Below are 23463 nucleotides of genomic sequence, written 5' to 3'. Positions count from 1 at the left end.
ACCTCCATTTCTAAATGTGGGGCCGCCGTTCAGACGGCCCCACCTGATTTACACCAACGTGTCCGTGTGCAGTCCGAAGCTGACCGCGATGGCGTTGTCTACCCGCTGCATCTGCGCTTCGTCCAGCCGGCCCATATGCTCTCTCAGCCGCCGTTTGTCCAGCGTCCGGATCTGTTCCAGCAGCACCACCGACTCCTTAGGCAGTCCGTAGGTGTTGGCCGAGAGCTCGATGTGGGTGGGCAGTCGGGCCTTGCCGGTCTGAGAGGTGATAGCGGCGGCAATCACCGTGGGACTGTGCCGGTTGCCGGTGTCGTTCTGCACGATCAGCACCGGACGCACGCCCCCCTGCTCGCTGCCCACCACGGGGCTCAGGTCGGCATAAAAGATATCTCCGCGTTTTACGCTGTTATCCACAAAAGCTCACACTCCGCCGGAAAATAGTCACCTGCGTCACACGGCCACGGCCTATGTAACGCGGTCACTATGATTTTCCCACGGGGCGGCGGGATTTATACCCGCTGCCTGCAAAAAACAGGCGGGCGTCTCATACTCCGCCGCTGTGCCGGCGCTTCCTCCCCGGCCCATTGTATGCCGGGTTTTGTCGGCTGGTGCGCTTCAGTCCCGGTATTCCCGGTGGACCCGAGGGGATACCGCACACAGCAGCTCATACTGGATAGTACCTGCCAGATCGGCCAGCTCCTCCACCGGGACATGTTCCCCAAAGACTTCCGCCTCATCTCCCGGCACTACGTCCAGCCCGGTCACATCCACCATACACATATCCATGCACACCCGGCCCACAATGGGCACTCGCTGCCCGTGGATCTCCACCTGCCAGCGGTCAGAGGCCAGCCGGGGCAGGCCGTCGGCATAGCCGATGGTCAGGGCCGCCAGACGGGTATCACGCTCCAGCACATGGGTGCAGCCATAACTCACCGGAGTACCCGCCGGTACATCCTTCACCGACGCCACCCGGGTCTTCAGAGTCATCACCGGCCGCAGGCCGGGGCCATCCAGTCCCTCGCAGGATGGATCGGGATAGTGGCCATACAGGGCAATGCCGGGGCGCACCATATCCAGATAGGTACAGGGATAGTTTAACACAGCGGCACTGGCCGCACAATGACGGATGGCAAACGTCACGCCCCGTGCCTTCAGCGACTCCAGCAGATCCAGGAACCGGGTGAACTGAGCCATCGTATAGCCCTCGTCCCCATCAGCATTGGCAAAATGGGTGTAGATTCCCTCCGCCGTCAGCCCGGGCAGCGCACACACCTGGCAGATGGTATCCACGGTCTCCGCCAGATGCTCCTTATCACACAGCCAACCCAGCCGGGACATGCCGGTATCCGCTTTCACATGGATCTTCAGAGACTTGCCCGCCTGCTCCGCCAAGCTGGACAGTGCCCGGGCGGTATCCAGGTCGTAGACGGTCTGAGTGATATTCTCCTCCAGCAGAGCTCCCGCTCGCTCTACCGGAGTATAGCCCAAGATCAGAATGGGGGTTTTGATCCCCGCTTGGCGCAGCTCCAGGGCCTCGTCCAGGCAGGCCACTGCCAGATATTCCGCTCCCAGTGCCTCCAGCCGCCGGCCCACCGGCACCGCACCATGGCCGTAGGCGTCCGCCTTCACCACGCCGACAAAGCGGCAGCCATGGGGCAGCATGGCGCGCAGTGTACGGTAATTATGCTCCAAATTGGAAAGACTGATCTCTGCCCAAGTCCGTGTCTGTGTCTGTTTCATGTGTCATCCTCTTCGCTGATCCAAATCGTGCTTTTGATTATACTACGTCTGGCCCTCCTTCACAAGAGGAATGCGGCCGACTCTTTTATCCATTTTTAATCCATTGTTCATAGAATTACAAAGACATTTTTCGCTTTTCTGTATATACTAAGATCAGAAATCCAACGACGGCATTTGAATCAGTGCATATTATTAAGGAGGCATTTGCTATGATAGAAGATATCGGCAAGGTTTTGACCAACATCGGGCTGGCGGGCGTGGGCCTGGCTGCCATTGCAGTAGAACAGGCTGGAAAGGCCGGAAAGGTTCTGGTGGAAAAGGGCGCAGTGGCTGTAGAGGAAGGCCGGAAATACGGCGCTGAGCTCCAGGAAAAGTATCAGCAGGACGCCCAGCGCCGCCGGGAGGAGCAGTTCGACCGGCAGGTATCACAGATGGACGCCGACCAGCGGGAGGCTCTCCGCCGCCGTCTGGCTGAGTTGGACGATCTGGAACGGGAAGCAGCAGAAGCTGCGGAAGCCGCGGAAAACCTCGATTCCGACCACGACGATGACCAGCAGGCATTCTAAAATTCTGTCCCCAACGGGCGGCGGTGCGTTCGGCACCGCCGCCCGTTTTTCGTTGTGCAATATCATATAATAAAAGTAGGTTTTATATGTTTTTTTACCACCTCCTACAAAAATAGAAATGATAACCAAATAAGCCTTGTCTCTGGAAAATTCATCAGGTATAATGCCCACGTTATGTCATCCAATATGACGTAACATATTCCTGGCACCAAACAGAAAGGAAGGTTGACTAATTTGATGCATCCCCGCCGCGCCATTTCTGGCCTGCTCTGCCTGGCGACACTCGCCAGCTCATGCACCGCATGGCTGCCCGCTGCCTCCGCTGCAGGAGTGCAGGAGCACACAGTGCAGCAGACCACTCAGGCCACCGGCTCCATCTCCCTGACCCTGGCTTTTGCGCTTCCCCAAAGAGCCGAAGAGGTGAGAAACCGCAAGATACAGATTACTTTGACCAACAGCAGCGATGAATCTGTCGCCGTTGTTCATTTATGGGACGGCACCGCCGATGCCGGCGATCTGTCCGTCACCACGGAAACCTTGAATAGTCAAGGTTCTCCCCTGACCACAGAACAGCAGATTGGCTCCTACCGCGCCACCATCTCCGGCCTGGCTCTCGGGACCTATACCATGACTGTGACCGGCACAGGCTATGCCCCCTGCTCCACCTCTGTCACTCTGAGAGACTATTCCCAGCACGTGCTCATGAGCACCGATGATGGCACCTTCTCCCTGGGCGACGTGAATGGCAGCGGCGCCGTGGACAGCGCCGACCGGGACGCTCTGGACGCCCACCTGGGTGCCAGCGATGCCGAAACACTGGCCATTTACGACCTGAACGGCGACGGAAAGGTAAATGTGGTCGATCTGTCTTATGTCAATAAGATGATGGACCTGTCCGGCACTCCCGCCATTATGTCTACTACCGCCATCGTGACTCCCTCGGTGGATGATTCGGTGGTGACCATTACCGAGGGCAAGCTGGAGGACCTGTTTACCGCTTCCACCGCCCCGGTCACTTTGGCCCCTGCTTCCGAGGGTGAGGCGCTGTCTATTCCCATTGCCTTTGAGGAAGCCGTTACCATGAGCGAGATCTCTATCACCTCTCCCAGTACTGACGGTGCCATTCAGGCCGGTACCGCTCAGGTGGAGACCGAGGACGGCCAGATCCTGAACGTGGACTTTGATGTCTCCGCTCCCGCCGGCACCCACGCCATCAGCCGGACCGCCGGGCAGACGGTAGTCACCATTAACCTGGGTAATAAGGTGGCAGTCAAGAAGGTCACCATCACCGTAAGCAAGGTGGAAGGTCAGTCCGGCTCCGCACCCACCTACGCCACCGTCAGTCAGATTGAGTTCCTGAAGGATGTGGTTTCTGATTCCCAGACGGCGGACACGCAGGTAAAGAATCTGGCTGCTACCGCCGGCGACGGGGAAATCACCCTGGTATGGGACAGCGTAGCCAACGTCACCGGCTACACGGTCAAGTACGGTACCAGCAAGAACGCCCTGAATAAGACCGCTGGCGTCAGCGCCAACCGCGCTGTCCTCTCTGATCTGGAGAACGGCACTACCTATTACTTCCAGGTCACCGCCACCAACGGTGACTGGAGCGGCACTCCCTCCGCCATTTTGTCCGCTACGCCTCTGGCCGCCAGCGTCCCCGGTGCTCCCTCCAACCTGAAGGTGGAGAGCGCCGACAGCTCTCTGCGAGTGAGCTGGGGCAAGACCAAGGACGCCACCTACTACCAGGTGTTTTACCGGGAGCAGGGCGCCTCTGAGTTCATCGCCTGGAGCGGCACTACTACCTCCACCAGTACCGCTATCACCGGTCTGACCAACAGCACGGTCTATGAGGTGGCGGTGAAGGCAGGCAACCACAAGGGCCTTGGCCCCTACTCCGCCACTGCCACCGGCACCCCGGACAAGGAGGGCTTTGAAATGCCCAACCTGCCCGAAACCAACCGTATTGACAACGGTGAGATCACTTCCATCGTTATGAAGGACCCCAGCAACGTGAACAAGTCCCTCTGCCCCGAGTTTACGGTGAATGATCTGGTCGACGGGGACCCCAACACTTACTGGATCGCCGCCAACTACTGGTATGACAGCAACATTACCTATACCTTCCGGGATACCCACAGCATGAACTACCTGCTGCTGGTACCCTATCTGAGCACCGCCTATAAAAACCGGATCGATAATTTTACCGTTACCCTCAAGGGTGAGAGCGGTGAAACGCTGGCGACTTATTATCGCAGCGGGATCAATATCACCGGCAGCAATTACTACATCCTCCCCTTCCCTGAGACTGAAGGCGTCAAGAGCGTGACCCTGAGTCTGGGTGAAAAGACCGGCGGTCCCCGGGTCAGCATCTCCGAGATCGCCTTCTACGACAGTGACACTCTTTCCACGGAGATCGCCGACCTCTTTACCGATGGCTCCTTCACCGCTCTGAAGGGTGATGTGGACGCCGACGACATCGCTGCGCTCCGGACCCGGCTCTCCGCTCTGAGCAGCTACTACCTGGATGTGGCCCGGCTTCAGGACGAACTGGCCCTGGCCCAGGCTTTGCTGGAACAGAACGATGACGCACTGGGCGTAGTGAAAAACGACTTCCAGAGCCGCAGCACTTCCGCTGCCGCCGATCAGGCTGCCGGCCAGACTGCCAGCGATCTGCAGCCTCTGGGCGTCACCGCTCGGGCAGGCGCCACTGTGGCTGTCTACGCCCAGCTGCCCGACGACGCTACCGTCTATGTGGTGCCCACCCAGTACTACGGCGAGTCCGGCGTATGGAAGGGCACTCCCGTGGCACTGAAAAACGGCCGAAACTATATTACTGTACAGCAGATCGGCAATCTCAGCGACACCCGGGGCGGCATGCTCTACCTGACCTACGGCGGCAGTCATCCCGAGCAGATCAAGATCCAGGTCCGTGGAGACAGCAATGTCTTCTCCATGCCGGTGCTGGAGCTGTCCAATTGGTACACCCTGAACGAGACCCAGCGGAAGGACGCCATCCGCGCCTACATCCAGGAGCTGTCCGCTCTGGTGGAGACACTCTCCCAGTCCGGCATCTCCGGCGAGTCCTGGAAGGTCACCATCCGCAACGCCACTGAGATCTCCACCCCCAGCGTGCTTCTCTCCCTCCCCGCCGACCAGGTGCTCTCCGGCCTCAAGGGCGTGGGCAATGGTCAGGAGGAAATGGTGGATGTCATGTACCAGAACATCCTGGCCTGGGAGGAAGAGCTCTTCATTGCCAACAAGGTCCAGGGCATCATTGATGCCGACACCGATCTGGCTGATTACCAGTATCCCATAACTACCCGCCAGAACATCCGCTACATGCGCATGTTCGCCGGCGCCTTCATGTACGCCGCCGGAAACCACATCGGCGTGGAGTACGGCTCCACCGCTGCCCTGGTTCAGGGCAAGCCCACCTCCGCCACCGGCGCGGGCAAGGCCAACGGCCTGTTCGGCTGGGGCATCGCCCATGAGATCGGCCACAACATGGACAAGCTGGGCAAGGCCGAAATCACCAACAACATCTACTCCCTGGCTCTCCAGGCCTGGGACGGCAACTCCATGCATCTGGACACCCGTCTGACCGAGGATGGCCGCTGGACTGAAATCTTTAACAAGGTAGCCCAGAGCCGCCCCGGCACCGCCAACAATGTGTTTGTGCAGCTGGGTATGTACTGGCAGCTCCACCTGGCCTACGACAATGCCGGCCAGCCGCTGGCCTTCTACAACGCCTTCTTTAAGGCCTGGAAGTCCGGTGAGTACAGCAGTTACAGCTACGACGAGCGGGTGGCTCTCATCGCCTCCAAGGTGGCCGACCGCAACCTCACCGAGTTCTTTACCCGTTGGGGTATGACTCTCAGCGACGCCGTCCAGGATATTCTGGACGACTATCCTACCGAGGAGCGTGCCATCTGGTACCTGAACGACGATTCCCGCAATTACCGCATCAACAGCGGCGACGCCGCTGAGGGCTCCGCCAGCGTTACCTCCTCCGTGGACGGCTCCAAGGTGACCCTCACCATCAGCCACACCGACCGGGAAAACATCCTGGGCTATGAGATTCGCCGCAACGGCAAGGCCATTGCCTTCACCACCCAGGACACCTATGTGGACGACCTGGGCGCGGCCAACAACCTGACCTACACCTACTCCGTGATGCCCGTGGACAAGCTGGGCAATCAGGGTGATGCTGCCGAGAGCAGCGAGGTTCTGATCGCCTATGACAAAACCATCAGCTCCGATCTGTACACCCTGGACCGCGACCACGATACTGTGACCATCACCATGAAGGATGGCACCTCTGTCCCTGTTACCGGCATCAAGGTGACCGGCACCGAGTTGACCGGCACCTACACGGTTCGGCTGAAGGCGGACGCTGACGCTGAGGAGTGGACCTCCGCCAAAACCGGCGAGCTGTCTGGCAGCCAGGTGGTAGCTTACTTCAACAAGCCCGGCGCTGTCCCCTCCGACACCCGCATCTGGACCTACGACGCAGCGGTGCTGGAGATCACCGGCATCCCTGAGGACGCCCAGCTGGAACTGCTGGACTATCCCGGCGACCGGGTGGACTTCTATGAGGACGCCACCGTGGGCGTTCTGAAGGACGATTACCGCTACGGCGAGGGCAAGGACGACGTGATCCCCGCTGGCACGCTGGTGATCCTGGGCACCTATCGCGGTGACCCCGCCTACAACTATGTGTCCATCGAGGCGGAGTACAACACCACCGCCGAGGCCTGGGAGGATCAGGAGGTCACCACCATCACTCGTGCCATGAACGGCTATGGTCTGATGTTCGCTGAGATCCCCGAGGACGGCGCGGTCAGCGATACCAGTGACGGCTTCTTTATCTTCGTGCCCGACCTGGAGGCTGAGGCCGATCTCAACGCCAAGGACGGCGTAACTGACGCCTATCCTCTGTCCATCCGCGCGGTACTCTACCGCACCGACAAAACTACCAGTGCCGACAGCCAGCGGGTCACCAGCCAAACCCTTTGGATCAGCTTCCCCGAGAGTGGGGAAGACGGATCCTCCTTCCCCATCATTGAGCTGACCGGCACTGCCACCGAAAAGTGAGGTATTCTGTGAAACGACCGATTTTCTCTCTGTTCTCCGCCCTGGTCCTGGCGGCCGGCCTGCTGTTTACCACAGCGGCCGCCGCCGGTCCTCAGCTGGTAACCGCTCAGACGGCGTCCACCAGCCAGGAGGTAACTATGACCGGTGTCTCTTCGAACTGCCAGAGCCTGCAGGTGACTCTGCTTCTCTCTGAGGACGGAACCACTTACACCTACGAACCTGACGCCGGCCTGAACCGGAACGGCATTTATACCACCAGCAAGCAGAGCGGCAGCCAGGTGACCCTCTACATTACCGCCAAAAACGGAGTGCTGGCCGCCGAGGGTACCCTGCCGCTGGGCACTCTGATCGCAGCGGATGACACCACCTTTACCATTACCGGATTTTCCGGCCTGCTGATGACCGACTCCTCTTCCGGGGGAATTTCCGCTCCGGAAAGCGGCGGTGTAGCCGGCGGCAGCACGGGCGGCAGCGGCGGCGGAAACAGCTCCGGCAGCAATGGCGGAAACAATTCCGGCAGCACCGACAACGGCACGGACAACGGTTCTGAGGACGGCTCCAACGGCTCCGGGACCCAGCCCCTCCCCTTTGCCGATGTAGCTGACGGCACCTGGTACACTGACGCGGTGCGCTATGTGTATCAGCAGGGTCTGATGACCGGTACCAGCGAGGACCGCTTCTCCCCCGACGTAACTACCAACCGTGCTATGCTGGTCACCATCCTTTACCGCCTGGAGGGCAGTCCCGCTGTTTCCGGCGGCGTATCCTTCCCCGATGTGGCTGCCGGACAGTGGTATGCCGATGCGGTGGCCTGGGCCAGCGCCAACGGTATTGTCAACGGCTACGACAACGGCAGCTTCGGTCCCGACGACACCATCACCCGGGAGCAGATGGCTACCATCTTCTATCGCTATGCCAGCTACAAGAGCTATGACATGTCCGCTTCCGCCGCTCTCGGCGGCTACAGCGACGCTGCAAAGGTCTCTCCCTACGCGGCGGACGCCATGGGCTGGGCCATTGGCGCCGGTCTGATCACCGGCACCAGCGACACCACCCTCTCCCCCGCCGGTTCCGCTACCCGGGCTCAGGCCGCCGTGATCCTGGCCCGCTTCTGCCAGAACCTGGCCGACTAAAACACAAAACGCCCCCGACAGGAGCTGATCCTGCCGGGGGCGTTTGCCGTTATATAAAATAAAAAATCCGGATCACTCCGGATTCTCTCAAAAAGCTGTTGACTTTCCCAGTATATACATGGTATACTTAAATGCTCTTATGTCCAAACAGCGTTTTCCCGCTGTTCTCCCATGTTGTGTCAACTATAGCACAGGGCCTCGGGAAGCGCAAGAGGATATTTTCATATTTTATCCACGCGCCCGGGTGTGTAGCACCCGACTTGAACCGCCCCGTTCGTGCGGTTCGACGAAAAGCAGCCGACGGAAACCGGGAATGGCTGGTCCCCAGCCGCTCCCAGACAAAGAAAACGAGGTGTTTTTTCTACGATGGTCAAGGACGTCTACTACGGCAAAACCCTCCGCAAGAGCTTTGCCCGCCATGAGGAGATCCTGGACATGCCCAACCTCCTGGAGGTGCAGAAGAACTCCTACCAGTGGTTCCTGGACACGGGACTGCGGGAGGTCTTTAAGGATGTAGCCTCCATCACCGACTATGCGGGCAATCTGGAGCTCTCCTTCATCGACTACTCCATGGATGAGCCCCCCAAGTACAACGTGGAGGAGTGCAAGGCCCGGGACGCCACGTACGCCGCCCCCATCAAGGTGCGGGTGCGTCTGCGCAACAAGGAGACCGAGGAGATCAAGGAGCAGGAGATCTTCATGGGCGACTTCCCCCTGATGACCAAGGCCGGTACCTTTGTCATCAACGGCGCCGAGCGCGTCATCGTCTCCCAGATCGTCCGCTCCCCCGGCATCTACTACTCCCGCACCGAGGACAAGGCGGGTACCGTCACCTACGCCACCACCGTGATCCCCTACCGCGGCGCCTGGCTGGAGTATGAGACCGATCTCAGCGACATCTTCTATGTCCGTATCGATAAGAACCGCAAGCTGCCCATCACCTGCCTGATCCGGGCGGTGGGTCCCAAGACCGACGCTGAGATCCTGGAGCTGTTCGGTGAGGATCCCCGCATCGTGGCCACGCTGGAGAAGGACGCCTGCAAGACCTACGAGGACGCTCTGCTGGAGATCTACCGCAAGCTGCGTCCCGGTGAGCCTCCCACGGTGGACTCCGCCGAGAGCCTGCTCAATGCGCTGTTCTTCGACCCCCGCCGGTACGACCTGTCCGCCGTGGGCCGCTACAAGTTCAACAAGAAGCTGGCTATCTGGACCCGTCTGAATGGCCAGAAGCTGGCCATGCCGGTGGTGGATCCCATGACCGGCGAGATCCTGGCCGAGCCCGGTGAGGTGCTCACCCGTGAGCGGGCCATGGAGCTGGACGCCAAGGGCGTCAACGAGGCCATTCTGGACCTGGACGGCACTCAGATCAAGGTCTTCTCCAACCACATGGTGGACATGAAGAATTTCGTGGACTTCGACCCCGCCGAGTGCGGCGTCACCGAGAAGGTCCGCTTCACCGTGCTTCAGGAGCTGCTGGCCAATTACTCCGGCGAGGAGCTGAAGGATGTCATCAAGGATCGCATGGACGATCTCATCCCCAAGCACATCATCGTGGATGACATTATGGCCTCCATCAACTACCTCAACTGCCTGGCCCATGGCGTGGGCACCGCCGACGACATTGACCACCTGGGCAACCGCCGTCTGCGCTGCGTGGGCGAGCTGCTGCAGAACCAGTTCCGCATCGGCTTCAGCCGCATGGAGCGCGTCATCCGGGAGCGCATGACCATTCAGGACCTGGATATCGTCACTCCCCAGTCCCTGATCAACATCCGCCCCGTCACCGCGGCTATCAAGGAGTTCTTCGGCAGCAGCCCCCTGAGCCAGTTTATGGACCAGACCAACCCCCTGGCCGAGCTGACCCACAAGCGCCGTATGTCCGCTCTGGGCCCCGGCGGTCTGTCCCGTGACCGCGCCTCCTTCGATGTGCGAGACGTTCACTACTCTCACTACGGCCGTCTGTGCCCCATTGAGACCCCCGAAGGTCCTAACATCGGTCTGATCTCCTACCTGGCTTCCTATGCCCGCATCAACCGGTACGGCTTCATCGAGGCTCCCTACCGCAAGGTGGATCGGGCCACCGGCCATGTCACCGACCAGGTGGATTACATGACCGCCGACATGGAGGACGAGTTCACCATCGCTCAGGCCACCGAGCCTCTGGACGAGAACGGCTGCCTGAAGAACGCCCGTATCACCTGCCGTCACCGCAACGAGATCATTGACGTGGATCGGGATCAGGTGGACTATATCGACGTCTCCCCCAAGATGATGTTCTCCATCGCTACCGCTCAGATCCCCTTCCTGGAGAACGACGACGCCAACCGCGCCCTGATGGGCGCTAACATGCAGCGGCAGGCCGTGCCTCTGCTCACCACTCAGGCTCCTATCGTGGCCACCGGCCAGGAGCACAAGAACTGTATCGACTCTGAGATCGCCATTCTGGCCGAGGAAGACGGCACCGTTACCAAGGTGTCTGCCGACTCCGTCTCCGTCCGCTATGACAGCGGCCGCGTGGAGGACTACAAGCTGACCAAGTACCTGCGCTCCAACCACGGCACCTGCATCAACCAGCGGCCCATCGTGGACGCCGGCCAGCGGGTGGAGAAGGGCGAGGTCATCGTGGACGGCCCCTCCACCTCTAACGGCGAGATAGCTCTGGGCAAGAACATCCTCATGGGCTTCATGACCTGGGAAGGCTACAACTACGAGGACGCCATCCTGCTCAACGAGCGCATGGTGAAGGAGGACGTCTTTACCTCTATTCATATTGAGGAGTACGAGACCGAATCCCGCGACACCAAGCTGGGCCCCGAGGAGATCACCCGCGACATCCCCAACGTGGGCGAGGACGCCCTGAAGGATCTGGACGAGCGCGGCATCATCCGCGTGGGTGCCGAGGTCCGTGCCGGCGACATTCTGGTTGGTAAGGTCACTCCCAAGGGCGAGACCGACCTAACCGCTGAGGAGCGTCTGCTCCGGGCTATCTTCGGTGAGAAGGCCCGCGAGGTCCGTGACACCTCTCTGAAGGTGCCTCACGGCGAGAGCGGCATCATCGTGGACGTGAAGGTATTCACCCGCGAGGCGGGCGACGAGCTCTCCCCCGGCGTCAACATGGTGGTCCGTGTGTATATCGCCCAGAAGCGTAAGATCTCCGTGGGCGACAAGATGGCCGGCCGCCACGGTAACAAGGGTGTCGTGTCCCGCATCCTGCCTCAGGAGGATATGCCCTTCCTGCCCGACGGCACTCCGCTGGACATCGTGCTGAACCCCCTGGGCGTGCCTTCCCGTATGAACATCGGTCAGGTGCTGGAGGTCCATCTGGGCTACGCCGCCAAGACCCTGGGCTGGAAGGTCGCCACCCCCGTCTTCAACGGCGCCGACGAGAAGGACATCGCCGAAACCCTGAAGCTGGCCGGCCTGCGTCCCGACGGCAAGAGCTGGCTGTACGACGGCCGCACCGGTGAGCGGTTCGATAACCCCGTCACCGTCGGCTACGTCTACTTCCTCAAGCTGCACCACCTGGTTGATGATAAGATCCACGCCCGTTCCACCGGCCCCTACTCCCTGGTCACCCAGCAGCCTCTGGGCGGCAAGGCCCAGTTCGGCGGCCAGCGCTTCGGCGAGATGGAGGTGTGGGCCCTGGAGGCTTACGGCGCCGCCTACACCCTGCAGGAGATCCTCACCGTCAAGTCCGACGACGTCACCGGCCGTGTGCGCACCTACGAGTCCATCGTCAAGGGCCACAATGTACCCAAGCCCGGCGTGCCTGAGTCCTTCAAGGTTCTGATCAAGGAGCTGCAGTCCCTGTGCCTGGATATGAAGGTACTGGACGACCAGGGCAACGAGATCGAGCTGAAGGATGATGACGAGGACACCTACCAGCCCGGCAAGTTCCGCGACGATGACGACGACTTCTACGGCTACAACGCCGGCGGGGAGTCCGACTTTGCCGCCGCGGGCTACACCCTGAAAGAGGGCAGCGACGACGATGATCTCATCGCTGAGGACACCGATGAGGACGGCGACGACGATTTTTCTGATGACGACTTCGGCGATGCCGATGATATGGAATAAGTAAGGGAGGACGATCAGAACTATGAGTTACGCTGAATTCGACGCCATCCAGATTGGCATCGCCTCCCCGGAACAGATCCGCGAGTGGTCCTACGGCGAGGTCAAGAAGCCGGAGACCATCAACTACCGCACCCTGAAGCCGGAGCGGGATGGTCTGTTCTGCGAGCGCATCTTTGGGCCTACCAAGGACTGGGAGTGCCACTGCGGCAAGTATAAAAAGATCCGCTACAAGGGCAAGATCTGCGACCGCTGCGGCGTGGAAGTCACCCGGGCCAAGGTCCGCCGGGAGCGCATGGGCCACATCGAGCTGGCTGCTCCCGTGTCCCACATCTGGTATTTCAAGGGTATCCCCTCCCGGATGGGTCTGCTGCTGGATATCAGCCCCCGTATTCTGGAGAAGGTGCTCTACTTCGCCAGTTATATTGTTACCGACCCCGGCTTCTCCCCTCTGGCCAAGAACCAGATTCTCTCCGAGAAGGAGTACCGCGACATGCGGGAGAAGTACGAGGATGACTTCGAGGCCGGCATGGGCGCCGAGGCCGTGAAGAAGCTGCTCCAGGATATCGACCTGGAGGAACTCTCCACCCAGCTCCGTGCCGAGCTGAAGGACGCCTCCGGCCAGAAGAAGGCCCGCATCGTCAAGCGTCTGGAAGTGGTGGACGCCTTCCGCATCTCCGGCAACAAGCCTGAGTGGATGATCATTGACGTACTGCCTGTCATCCCCCCCGAGCTGCGCCCCATGGTGCAGCTGGACGGCGGCCGGTTCGCCACCTCCGATCTGAACGATCTGTACCGCCGGGTCATCAACCGCAACAACCGTCTGAAGCGGCTGATCCAGCTCAACGCCCCCGATATCATTGTGCGCAACGAGAAGCGGATGCTGCAGGAGGCTGTGGACGCTCTGATTGACAATGGCCGCCGCGGCCGCGCCGTCACCGGCGCAAACAACCGCGCCCTCAAGTCCCTGTCCGATATGCTCAAGGGTAAGCAGGGCCGCTTCCGTCAGAACCTGCTGGGCAAGCGTGTCGACTACTCCGGCCGTTCCGTTATCGTGGTCGGCCCCGAGCTGAAGATCTACCAGTGCGGTCTGCCCAAGGAGATGGCCATCGAGCTGTTCCGCCCCTTCGTTATGAAGAAGCTGGTGGAAGACGGTCTGGCCAACAACATCAAGTCCGCCAAGAAGATGGTGGACAAGGGCAAGGCCGAGGTGTGGGACGCCCTGGAGTTCGTGATCAAGGATCACCCCGTCATGCTCAACCGCGCCCCCACTCTGCACCGTCTGGGCATCCAGGCTTTCGAGCCCGTCCTGGTGGAGGGCCGCGCCATCAAGCTGCACCCCCTGGTGTGTACCGCCTTTAACGCCGACTTCGACGGCGACCAGATGGCTGTTCACGTGCCTCTGTCCGCTGAGGCTCAGACCGAGGCCCGGGTGCTCATGCTCTCCGCTAACAACCTGCTGCGTCCTCAGGACGGCGGCCCTGTTACCGTGCCTACTCAGGACATGGTGCTCGGCTCCTACTACCTGACCTACGAAAAGTATCCTGAGCACACCGCTGAGGAGACCTATGAGGATGTGGCCGCGGTCAAGGCCGCCCTGGCCGAGGGCAAGCTGAACCCCGATTCCTATATCTGGGTCAAAAACCCCGGCTCTCTGGACGACATTCCCACTTACGCCGGCATTTGCGACGAGACCGAGGACGGCCAGCTGCCCCGTGAGGCTCTCCACGTCTTCGGCAGCGATATCGAAGCCCGCCTGGCCTACGACGAGGGTGAGCTGGATCTGCACGTGCCTATCCTGGTCCGTCGTGAGGCTGAGGTGGACGGTGAGACCCGCCACAAGCTGGTACGCACCACTGTGGGCCGCCTGATCTTTAACGAGGGCATCCCCCAGGATCTGGGCTTTGTGGACCGCAGCGATCCCGAGCAGATGTTTGACCCCGAGGTCAACTTCATCGTGGGCAAGAAGCAGCTGGGTAAGATCATCGACAAGTGCATCACCAAGCACGGCTTCACTGTGTCCGCCCACGTGCTGGACATCATCAAGAACCGCGGCTACAAGTTTTCCACCCGCGGCTCCCTCACCGTTTCCATCTACGACATGACTATCCCCGAGAAGAAGTACGGCCTGATCGCCGACACTGAGAAGGAGATCGTCAAGATCGAGCGCCAGTACAAGCGCGGCTTCCTGACCAACGAGGAGCGCTACCGTCTGGTCGTTGAGGCCTGGGAAAAGACCACCAAGGACGTTACCGACGCCCTGATGGCCGGTCTGGACCGGTACAACCCCATCTGGATGATGGCTGACTCCGGCGCCCGTGGTAGCTCCGCTCAGATCCGTCAGCTGGCCGGCATGCGCGGCCTGATGGCCGACACCTCCGGCCGCACCATCGAGATCCCCATCAAGTCCAACTTCCGTGAAGGTCTGTCCGTGCTGGAGTACTTCATCTCCTCCCGAGGCGCTCGAAAGGGCATGGCCGATACCGCTCTGCGTACCGCCGACTCTGGTTACCTGACCCGCCGTCTGGTGGACGTGTCCCAGGAAGTCATCATCCGCGAGGACGACTGCGGTACCGACGACGGCATCATGGTCAGCGAGATCGTGGAGAACGGCCAGGTCATCGAGACCTTCGGCGAGCGTCTGAAGGGCCGTTACCCGGTGGAGGACATCTGCGATCCTCAGACCGGCGAGGTGCTCATCGACCACCACACCATGATGACTGCCGACGACGCCAAGCTGCTGGAGGCTCACGGCATCCATCAGGTCAAGATCCGTTCCGTGCTCACCTGCCGAGCCCGCAGCGGAGTATGCTCCAAGTGCTACGGCATCAACCTGGCTATCGGCGAGCCTGTGGGCGCTGGCGAGGCAGTTGGTATCATCGCCGCCCAGTCCATCGGCGAGCCCGGTACTCAGCTGACCATGCGTACCTTCCACACCGGCGGCGTGGCCGGCGGCGATATCACTCAGGGTCTTCCCCGTGTTGAGGAGCTGTTCGAGTCCCGTAAGCCCAAGAAGATGGCGCAGCTGGCCGAGGTGGGCGGCAAGGTCACCCTGGAGGAGGCCAAGCGCAACTCCATGTGCAATGTGACCATCACCGCCAACGACGGCGAAACTGTCACCTACACCCTGCCATACTCCGCCGGTCTGCGTGTCAAGGACGGCGATACTGTGGAAAAGGGCTTCGCCCTCACCGAAGGCGCCCTCTATCCTCAGGACGTCCTCCGTGTCCGCGGCATCCATGCGGTGTATGACTACCTGATTCAGGAAGTGCAGAAGCCCTACCGTCAGCAGGGCGTTGATATCAACGACAAGCACATCGAGGTTATCTGCCGTCAGATGATGCGCAAGGTCCGTGTGGAGGACGCCGGCGACTCCGACCTGCTCAGCGGTTCTACCATTGAGCTGATCGAATTTGAGGACGCCAAGGCCGCCGTTCAGGCCCGCATCGACGCCGGTGAGACCAACGACGGTATGGAACTGCGTCTGCCCACCTGCACCCGCCTGCTCATGGGTATCACCAAGGCCTCTCTGGCCACCGATTCCTTCTTGTCCGCCGCCTCCTTCCAGGAGACCACCAAGGTGCTTACCGAGGCGGCCATCAAGGGCAAGGTGGACCACCTGCTGGGCCTGAAGGAGAACGTCATTATCGGTAAGCTGATCCCCGCCGGCTCCGGTCTGTCCATGTACCGCAAGTACGACAAGATGGACGACGAGGGCACCGCTCAGAGCGGCACTGCCCCCGAGGAGGAGATCCTGGTGGAGGAGGCTGCTTCCTCCGTGACAGACTCCGTTCAGATCTGACGCGTGACCAACAGGGCCCGGAGATTTCCTCCGGGCCCTTCTTCTTTATCGTGAGGTATTGCTATGAGATCTATCTCCCCCCGCTCTCTGATCTGCGGCGGAGCTGGTCTGGCCCTGCTGGGCCTGAGTCTGATCCCCGTTCTCAATCTGGGCCTGGGCACCACCTCTGCCCGGATTTGGGTATACCTTCTGCTTCTGATCTCTGCCCTGCTGGCGCTGTTTCTGCTCAGAGCCCAGGGCAAGGACCGCCTCCTGACCGCACTGCTTCCCATTGGTCTGGCCTTCTTGATTCGGTCCATGATGCTCTCCTACGTCTCTGATGACTATACGATCTTTTTGTCTCAATGGATGGAAGCTCTGCGCACCAACGGAGGCTTCGCCGCCATCAAGCTGCCTATCGGCAACTACAATGTCCCTTACCTCTATTTCCTGGCGGCTATCTCCTATTTGCCCATTCCCGACCTCTACCTCATCAAGCTGTTCTCCATCTTTTTTGACGTGGTATTGGCCTGGGGCGGTGCCCGTCTGGTCAGGCATTTTGCATCTAACGCCGCCATCCCTTCTCTGGCATGCTTCTGCGCCCTGCTCCTGCTGCCTACCGTCATGCTCAACGGCGCCTACTGGGGACAGTGCGACTCGCTGTACAGCGGTCTGGTACTCCACGCCATGGCCTGCGCCCTGAACCGCAGGGGCGGAACCTCCGCCGCCCTTCTTGGTCTGGCCTTCTCCTTTAAATTGCAGACCGTATTTATCATTCCCCTGTGGGCAGCCTTTTGGCTGGCAGGCCGGATCAAATTCCGCCACCTGCTCCTCTTCCCCGCTGCCTACGCCCTGACCTGCGTCCCCGCCCTGCTGCTGGGCAAGCCGCTGGCGGATATTCTCAGTGTCTATGTGGGGCAGACCCAGGAGGGCGCCGGCAGTCTGAACTATAACTCTGCCTCCGTTTACTCCTTCCTCCCCTACGGCGCACAGGTAGACGAGCGCAGCTACGCCCTGGCCGGCATCATCGCCGCCTTCCTGTTGGTCCTGGTGCTGCTGGCTGTGCTGCTCCGCTTCCGGAAGCGGATCTCAGATACCGCCCTTCTCACTGCCGGAATCATCTTGGCAACAGGTGTTCCCTTCCTGCTTCCCTATATGCACGACCGCTACTTCTTCCTGGCCGACGTCCTCACCGTGGCGGCAGTCTGTATCCTGCCCGAACGGCTCCCTGCGGCAGTCATGGTCCAGCTGGCCTCTCTCAGCGCCTACCTGGTCTATTTCCGGCAGCGGTATACCCTGGTCTTGACCCTGGGCGGCAAGACCTACACCATGCTGCTGGAATCCCTGCTGATCCTTGCCACGCTGGTCTATGCCGCCTGTCTCCTCTGGCTGGATCTGAGACAGACAGGAGGCGGCAAAAAGCGGCGCTCTTCTGTGTCCTGAGCCTCTTTCAGCACAATTCCCTGAAAAAAAGCCGAAAAACGGTTGACTCTTTGGATACAACGTGTTACAATTTGGTTACAGTTTTTAAAAATCAGTAACAGTCCATCCCATAAGGAGGTACTATGTCAGCTCAAGCTATTCCTCTGACCTATAAGGGCCATCCTCTGCGCCGGAAAGACAGTCTGATCTACTACGGCAGCATGGCCGAGAAATATATTATCATGCTTCAGGTTCTGGACCAGAAGAAGGAAAACGATATGGACGTGGCCACCAGGGTCTCTGTCCAGCTCCAGCTCACCGACCCCGACCTGAAGAGCCGGGACCGGGTGGTCAAAAAGACCGAGAAAGACAGCCTGTACGCCGCCATGGATGTGGCTTCCGTCTGGCTGGAACGGGCCTTAGCCAACAAGTAACTGACACCCAGCCCCGTCAACTCCGGCGGGGCACCATTCTGAACGGAGGAATTTACGAATGATACTGCCTGCCAAGCTCATGCGTACCGCTCTTCTGACCGTCGCCGTTTCCGCCATCTGCGTCGTGGGTGCTTCCGCCGCCAGTGTGGGCGCCGGCACCGTCAACACCGACGCGCTCCGTCTCCGCGAGGAGGCCAGCACCTCTTCCACCATCCTGGCTACCGCCTCCAAGGGCGACACCGTGGTGGTGCTCGAGGACGCCGGAAACGGTTGGTACAAGGTGGATTACAAGTCCGTTGAGGGCTATATGTCCGCCGACTATGTCACCGTCGCCACCAAGGCCGATGTCACCATCGGTTACGGCCTGGTCAAGACCGGCGGCTCTACTCTGAACGTACGCAGCGGGCCTGGCACCAGTTACAGCAAGGTCACTTCTCTAAACAACGGCGCTGTTGTCACCATCGTGGGTATTGACAACGGCTGGTACAAAATCAAGACCAGCGGCGGCACCGTTGGCTATGTCAGCAGCGACTACATGGTCACCTGCAAGGACTCCGCCGGTTCCCGCGGTGACGGCACTGTAGCCGCCTCCGTGTCCTCCAGCAACAGCCTGGGCCAGCAGGTCGTGGATTACGCCAAGCAGTTCCTGGGCGTGCCCTATGTCTATGGCGGCAACGGCCCCAACAGCTTTGACTGCTCCGGCTTCACCACCTATGTGTACCGTCACTTCGGCTACACCCTCAACCGTACCGCCACCGGCCAGCTCTCCAACGGTGTGTCCGTCTCCAAGAGCGAGCTGCAGCCCGGCGATCTGGTGTTCTTCAAGGACGGCGGCAGCAAGCCCGTGTCCCACGTGGGCATTTACATCGGCAACGGCCAGTTCATTCACGCTTCCACCAGTACATATGAGGTTCGGATCAACGACCTGAACAGCGGCTACTACAACAACGTTTATGTGTATGCTCGCCGCATCCTCTGAGCATTTGTCCGGCAGGCAGATGTGATTCTTCCAAACCACCAGCAGCGTGCGCGGTTTCCGCGCACGCTGTTTTTATGAAAGGATGGGCTATGTGAAAAATCGTCTCGCTCTGGGCCATATACTGGCTTTGGCGGTATCAGTGGTATGGGGCACCACCTATATTTCCACAAAAGTGCTTCTCACCGCTTTTCATCCGGTAGAGATCCTCATCTTCCGCTTCCTGCTGGCCTGGGCCGTTCTCTTCCTCTGTTCTCCCAAGCCTCTGCGCCCCACGAGCCTGAAGGGTGAGCTTCCCTTTCTCTGCTGCGGCCTCACCGGACTGACCTTTTACTCCATTCTGGAGAATTATGCCCTGCAATTTTCCCTTGCCTCTACTGTGGGCCTCATTATAGCCTCCGCACCTATGTTTACCGCCCTTATGCTGTGGCTGTGCCGCCGTTCCAGACGGCCGGGCGGCGCCTTTTTCCTGGGATTCTTCCTGGCTATGGCGGGAATCGCGCTGATCTCTCTGGCTGAGGGCGAATCCTTTGACTGCGATCCCATCGGTATCCTTCTCTCCCTGGCCGCCGCTGTCTGCTGGGGCGGCTATGGGGTCTGTCTGGAGTGGGCCCACGCGGACTCCGGCCTGAACGATCTCCAGATCACCCGCAAGATCTTTTTCTGGGGTCTGCTGTTCACCCTTCCCTTCATCTGGATCAACGGACTGAGCCTGGACCTGTCCCGCTTTATCAGCCCTGTTCTGCTGGGCAACACCCTTTACCTGGGCATCGGCGCCTCCGCACTGTGTTTCCTCGCCTGGAACAAGGCCTCTGCTCTTATCGGTTCCATCGCCACCAATGTCTACCTCTACCTGATGCCCGTTATCACCGTGGTGGCCTCGGTGCTCATTCTGCAGGAGCCTGTTACTGCCCTCACCCTGGCCGCTATCGTCCTGATCCTCTCCGGTCTGATCCTGTCTCAGCGAAAAAGCGGTTCCAATTCTTAATTGCGATTAAAATTCACATTGCATAATTTGTCCCGCTGCTGCCGATACTACCCACGGTATCTCAAATTTGAGGAGGCAGCATATCCTATGATTCTTGACAAAATCGCCCTGGCCCTTGCCATCATCGGCGGGCTCAATTGGGGCAGCATCGGTCTGTTCCGGTTCGATATCGTAGCCGCCCTGTTTGGCGGTCAGACCAGCATGCTCAGCCGCATCATCTACGCCCTGGTGGGCCTGGCGGCTCTGTGGTGCATTTCCCTGCTCTTCCGGGACATCCGTTCCAAAGACTGATCCCCTTTTACCAGTCAAGGCCCTGAAAAAGGGCCTTGACTTTTTTTGCTCTTTGTCATACACTACACCCCAGGGGGGTGTTCAACTATGATGGCAGATACCAAAACCGTCCTACGCCTTCTGAAGACAGCACGCGGGCAAATGGACGGCATTATTAAAATGGTAGAAGATGACCGCTACTGTATCGATATTTCCCAGCAGCTCATGGCCACGGAGGCGATCCTCAACCGGGCCAACAAGGAGATTCTGGCCGCCCACCTGAAGCACTGTGTGCAGGAGGCCGCCACACCCGAGGAGCGTGGGGAGAAGATCGACGAATTCGTCCAGACTCTGGGGCGAATTCTGAAATAAACCGGCATGTTCCCTTTAGAAAGTCTGGTGAAACCATGAAGCAAAAATTTGATGTGACCGGCATGACCTGCTCAGCCTGCTCGGCCCATGTAGAAAAGGCGGTCCGCCAGGTGGCGGGCGTGGATCAGGTCAGCGTCAATCTGCTGGGCAACTCCATGCTGGTGGAGTACGGGGAGAACGTCACAGACGCTCAGCATATCATCCAGGCGGTGGAGGCTGCTGGCTACGGCGCTTCCCTGCCCCAAGCCAAGACGGCATCGGCCCCGGCTCGCCGGGAAAACGTGATGGAAGAGGAAGCCGCGGGCATGAAGCGGCGGTTCTGCTCTTCCCTGGTCTTTCTGGTGCCGCTGTTCTATCTCTCTATGGGCCATATGATGGGCTGGCCTCTGCCCGCCTTTTTCCACGACCCTGGCAACGTATTTGTGGTAGCCTTTATTCAGTTCCTGCTCACCCTGCCCATCCTGTACATCAACGATAAGTACTACAAGGTGGGCTTCAAGTCCTTATGGCACCGGGCTCCCAACATGGATTCCCTCATCGCTCTGGGCTCCGCCGCAGCCATGATCTACGGCATTGCGGCTCTGTTCCAAATCGCCTGGGGACTGGGACACGGGGACCAGGCTCGGGTAGGCCGGTGGTCCATGGACCTGTACTTTGAGTCAGCGGGTATGATCCTAACGCTTATCACCCTGGGTAAGTGGTTGGAAACCCGCTCCAAGGGCAAGACCAGCCAGGCCATCACCCGCCTGATGGATCTGGCGCCCAAGACCGCCACCGTACTCCGGGATGGTGCCGAGGTGGAGATTCCGGTAGAGGATGTACTGGTGAACGACCTGGTGGTGGTGCGGCCCGGCGGACGCATCCCGGTAGACGGCATCATTACCGACGGACGCTCCTCGGTGGACGAGTCCGCCCTCACCGGCGAGTCCCTTCCCGTGGAAAAGAATCCGGGAGACAAAGTGGCCGCCGCTTCTATCAATAAATCCGGCTCCTTTACCTTCCGGGCTCTCCGGGTAGGCGAGGACACCACCCTGGCTCAAATGATCCGGCTGGTGGAGGAGGCGTCCTCCTCCAAGGCCCCCATCGCCAAGCTGGCAGATAAGGTGGCGGGCATCTTCGTGCCCACCGTTATCACCATCGCCGTCATCACCGCTGCAGTATGGCTCATCGCCACCGGCGGCGACATCACCCGGGCCCTCACCGCCGGGGTATCGGTACTGGTGATCTCCTGCCCATGTGCCCTGGGGCTGGCCACTCCGGTAGCCATTATGGTGGGTACTGGAAAGGGCGCAGAAAACGGCATCCTGATCAAGTCCGCCGAGGCACTGGAGACCCTGCATACCATTCAAGCCGTAGTTCTGGACAAGACCGGCACGCTGACCCAAGGCAAGCCGGTGGTCACCGACTGTCGGACGGCGGCGGATGTGACGGAGGAGGAGCTTCTGTGCGTGGCCGCCTCTCTGGAAAAGCCCTCGGAGCATCCTCTGGCTGAGGCTATCCTGACCGAAGCCCAGCAGCGGAACATCCCGCTGGCCCCTGTAACGGACTTTGCGGCCCAGCCGGGCCGGGGCATCACCGCCGCCCTTCACGGCGCTCCTGTGCTTGCCGGCAACCAGACCATGATGGAAGAGGCCGGCATTCCCCTGGAGAATTTCGGCCGGGAAGCCGAGGCGCTGGCTCTGGCAGGTAAAACGCCGCTCTTCTTCGCGGAAAGCGGCAGACTGCTGGGACTTGTGGCAGTAGCCGACACACCCAAGCCCACCAGCGCAGACGCAGTTGCTGCCTTCCAAGCCATGGGCATTGAAGTAATTATGCTCACCGGCGACAACCGGCGGACCGCCGAAGCAGTAGGCCGGACCCTGAAGGTGGACCAGGTCATCTCCGAGGTGCTGCCTCAGGACAAGGAAAAGACGGTTGCCCAGCTGCAGGCCGAGGGTAAGCGGGTGGCCATGGTGGGCGACGGCATCAATGACGCCCCCGCCCTGGCCAGAGCAGATGTGGGTATCGCCATTGGCGCTGGCACAGACGTGGCCATTGAGTCCGCGGATATTGTGCTAATGAAGAGCGACCTGCTGGACGCCGTCACCGCCGTCAGACTGTCAAAAAAGGTGATCCGAAATATTAAAGAAAACCTATTTTGGGCCTTTATTTACAACATTATTGGTATTCCCCTTGCAGCCGGAGTGTGGTATCCCCTGTTTCACCTCCAGCTCTCCCCCATGTTTGCCGCCGCCGCCATGAGCATGAGCTCGGTATGTGTGGTGACAAACGCCCTGCGGCTGAGATGGTTCCGGCCAGAGCACGGGGCCCCCGCCCCTGCTGCTGCCGCCCAGTCAGATATTGAGAAAGGATGCGAAGTTACGATGACAAAGACAATGGTAATTGAAGGCATGATGTGCGCCCACTGCAAGGCTCACGTGGAAAAGGCTCTCAACGCTCTGGAGGGTGTGTCCGCTGTGGTAGATCTGGAGGCCAAGACCGCTCACGTCACCCTCAGCGCTCCCGTCTCCGATGACACCCTGCGGAACGCGGTAACCGAGGCAGGCTATGAGGTCATTTCCATTCAGTAAAGATTCCCTCTGTTGGCGAATTGTTTGCGTTGCATAT

Annotated in this window: 14 protein-coding genes; 12 read left to right on the top strand and 2 right to left on the bottom strand. The window is 60.0% G+C overall.

Features of this window, described 5'->3' with window-relative positions; genetic code table 11:
- Window positions 1-48 precede the first annotated feature (48 nt).
- Both ACTNB1_RS01545 and alr read right to left on the bottom strand, forming a co-directional pair.
- Complete coding sequence (locus ACTNB1_RS01545) at window positions 49-414, bottom strand: type II toxin-antitoxin system PemK/MazF family toxin (RefSeq protein ID WP_441167516.1); 366 nt, start codon at window positions 412-414, stop codon at window positions 49-51.
- Between the two features lie 201 nt (window positions 415-615).
- Window positions 616-1743, bottom strand: coding sequence for an alanine racemase (gene alr / locus ACTNB1_RS01540; protein ID WP_441167515.1), 1128 nt, complete (start codon window positions 1741-1743; stop codon window positions 616-618).
- A 209-nt stretch (window positions 1744-1952) separates the two neighbouring features.
- On the opposite strand from alr, the gene ACTNB1_RS01535 reads away from it, so the two are divergent.
- From ACTNB1_RS01535 to ACTNB1_RS01480, 12 genes are all read left to right on the top strand, one after another.
- Window positions 1953-2309: a hypothetical protein gene (locus tag ACTNB1_RS01535; protein ID WP_441167514.1), complete on the top strand. Its 357-nt coding sequence runs from the start codon at window positions 1953-1955 to the stop codon at window positions 2307-2309.
- Window positions 2310-2546: 237 nt separating this feature from the next.
- On the top strand, window positions 2547-7406 hold the full coding sequence (locus tag ACTNB1_RS01530) for a fibronectin type III domain-containing protein (RefSeq protein ID WP_441167735.1): 4860 nt from the start codon (window positions 2547-2549) through the stop codon (window positions 7404-7406).
- An 8-nt stretch (window positions 7407-7414) separates the two neighbouring features.
- Window positions 7415-8539 carry an S-layer homology domain-containing protein gene (locus tag ACTNB1_RS01525; RefSeq protein WP_441167513.1) on the top strand — a complete coding sequence of 375 codons (1125 nt, stop codon included), beginning with the start codon at window positions 7415-7417 and terminating at the stop codon, window positions 8537-8539.
- Window positions 8540-8905: 366 nt separating this feature from the next.
- Window positions 8906-12616 (top strand): DNA-directed RNA polymerase subunit beta, encoded by a 3711-nt coding sequence (gene rpoB, locus ACTNB1_RS01520; protein ID WP_441167512.1) that lies wholly within the window; start codon window positions 8906-8908, stop codon window positions 12614-12616.
- A gap of 22 nt (window positions 12617-12638) precedes the next feature.
- The gene (rpoC, locus tag ACTNB1_RS01515; RefSeq protein WP_441167511.1) at window positions 12639-16415 is read left to right on the top strand and encodes a DNA-directed RNA polymerase subunit beta'; all 3777 of its coding nucleotides are present in this window, start codon (window positions 12639-12641) and stop codon (window positions 16413-16415) included.
- A gap of 63 nt (window positions 16416-16478) precedes the next feature.
- Entirely contained in the window at window positions 16479-17837 is a 1359-nt protein-coding gene (locus ACTNB1_RS01510; RefSeq protein WP_441167510.1) for a conjugal transfer protein TraL, read from the top strand.
- 122 nt (window positions 17838-17959) lie between these two features.
- Window positions 17960-18250, top strand: a complete 291-nt coding sequence (locus ACTNB1_RS01505; RefSeq protein ID WP_441167509.1) for a hypothetical protein — start codon at window positions 17960-17962, stop codon at window positions 18248-18250.
- Between the two features lie 58 nt (window positions 18251-18308).
- Entirely contained in the window at window positions 18309-19229 is a 921-nt protein-coding gene (locus ACTNB1_RS01500) for a C40 family peptidase (RefSeq protein ID WP_441167508.1), read from the top strand.
- 91 nt (window positions 19230-19320) lie between these two features.
- On the top strand, window positions 19321-20214 hold the full coding sequence (locus ACTNB1_RS01495) for a DMT family transporter (RefSeq protein WP_441167507.1): 894 nt from the start codon (window positions 19321-19323) through the stop codon (window positions 20212-20214).
- An 87-nt stretch (window positions 20215-20301) separates the two neighbouring features.
- Window positions 20302-20505 carry a DUF378 domain-containing protein gene (locus tag ACTNB1_RS01490; protein ID WP_441167506.1) on the top strand — a complete coding sequence of 68 codons (204 nt, stop codon included), beginning with the start codon at window positions 20302-20304 and terminating at the stop codon, window positions 20503-20505.
- Window positions 20506-20592: 87 nt separating this feature from the next.
- On the top strand, window positions 20593-20856 hold the full coding sequence (locus ACTNB1_RS01485) for a metal-sensing transcriptional repressor (protein WP_441167505.1): 264 nt from the start codon (window positions 20593-20595) through the stop codon (window positions 20854-20856).
- Window positions 20857-20891: 35 nt separating this feature from the next.
- A complete protein-coding gene (locus tag ACTNB1_RS01480) occupies window positions 20892-23426 on the top strand; it encodes a heavy metal translocating P-type ATPase (RefSeq protein ID WP_441167504.1) in 2535 nt (844 codons plus the stop codon).
- Window positions 23427-23463 lie beyond the last annotated feature (37 nt).

It is taken from the genome of Flavonifractor sp. HCP28S3_F3, from assembly GCF_052065355.1.
Lineage (GTDB): Bacteria > Bacillota > Clostridia > Oscillospirales > Oscillospiraceae > Flavonifractor.
The sequence above is the reverse complement of the archived record's forward strand: the minus strand, read 5'-3'. Positions and strand labels throughout refer to the sequence as shown.

What these genes read in the sequence shown, in the direction of transcription:
- alr (WP_441167515.1), bottom strand. Translation starts at nt 1,743, where the DNA reads ATGAAACAGACACAGACACGGACTTGGGCAGAGATCAGTCTTTCCAAT.
- ACTNB1_RS01535 (WP_441167514.1), top strand. Translation starts at nt 1,953, where the DNA reads ATGATAGAAGATATCGGCAAGGTTTTGACCAACATCGGGCTGGCGGGC.
- ACTNB1_RS01530 (WP_441167735.1), top strand. Translation starts at nt 2,547, where the DNA reads ATGCATCCCCGCCGCGCCATTTCTGGCCTGCTCTGCCTGGCGACACTC.
- rpoB (WP_441167512.1), top strand. Translation starts at nt 8,906, where the DNA reads ATGGTCAAGGACGTCTACTACGGCAAAACCCTCCGCAAGAGCTTTGCC.
- rpoC (WP_441167511.1), top strand. Translation starts at nt 12,639, where the DNA reads ATGAGTTACGCTGAATTCGACGCCATCCAGATTGGCATCGCCTCCCCG.
- ACTNB1_RS01510 (WP_441167510.1), top strand. Translation starts at nt 16,479, where the DNA reads ATGAGATCTATCTCCCCCCGCTCTCTGATCTGCGGCGGAGCTGGTCTG.
- ACTNB1_RS01505 (WP_441167509.1), top strand. Translation starts at nt 17,960, where the DNA reads ATGTCAGCTCAAGCTATTCCTCTGACCTATAAGGGCCATCCTCTGCGC.
- ACTNB1_RS01500 (WP_441167508.1), top strand. Translation starts at nt 18,309, where the DNA reads ATGATACTGCCTGCCAAGCTCATGCGTACCGCTCTTCTGACCGTCGCC.
- ACTNB1_RS01490 (WP_441167506.1), top strand. Translation starts at nt 20,302, where the DNA reads ATGATTCTTGACAAAATCGCCCTGGCCCTTGCCATCATCGGCGGGCTC.
- ACTNB1_RS01485 (WP_441167505.1), top strand. Translation starts at nt 20,593, where the DNA reads ATGATGGCAGATACCAAAACCGTCCTACGCCTTCTGAAGACAGCACGC.
- ACTNB1_RS01480 (WP_441167504.1), top strand. Translation starts at nt 20,892, where the DNA reads ATGAAGCAAAAATTTGATGTGACCGGCATGACCTGCTCAGCCTGCTCG.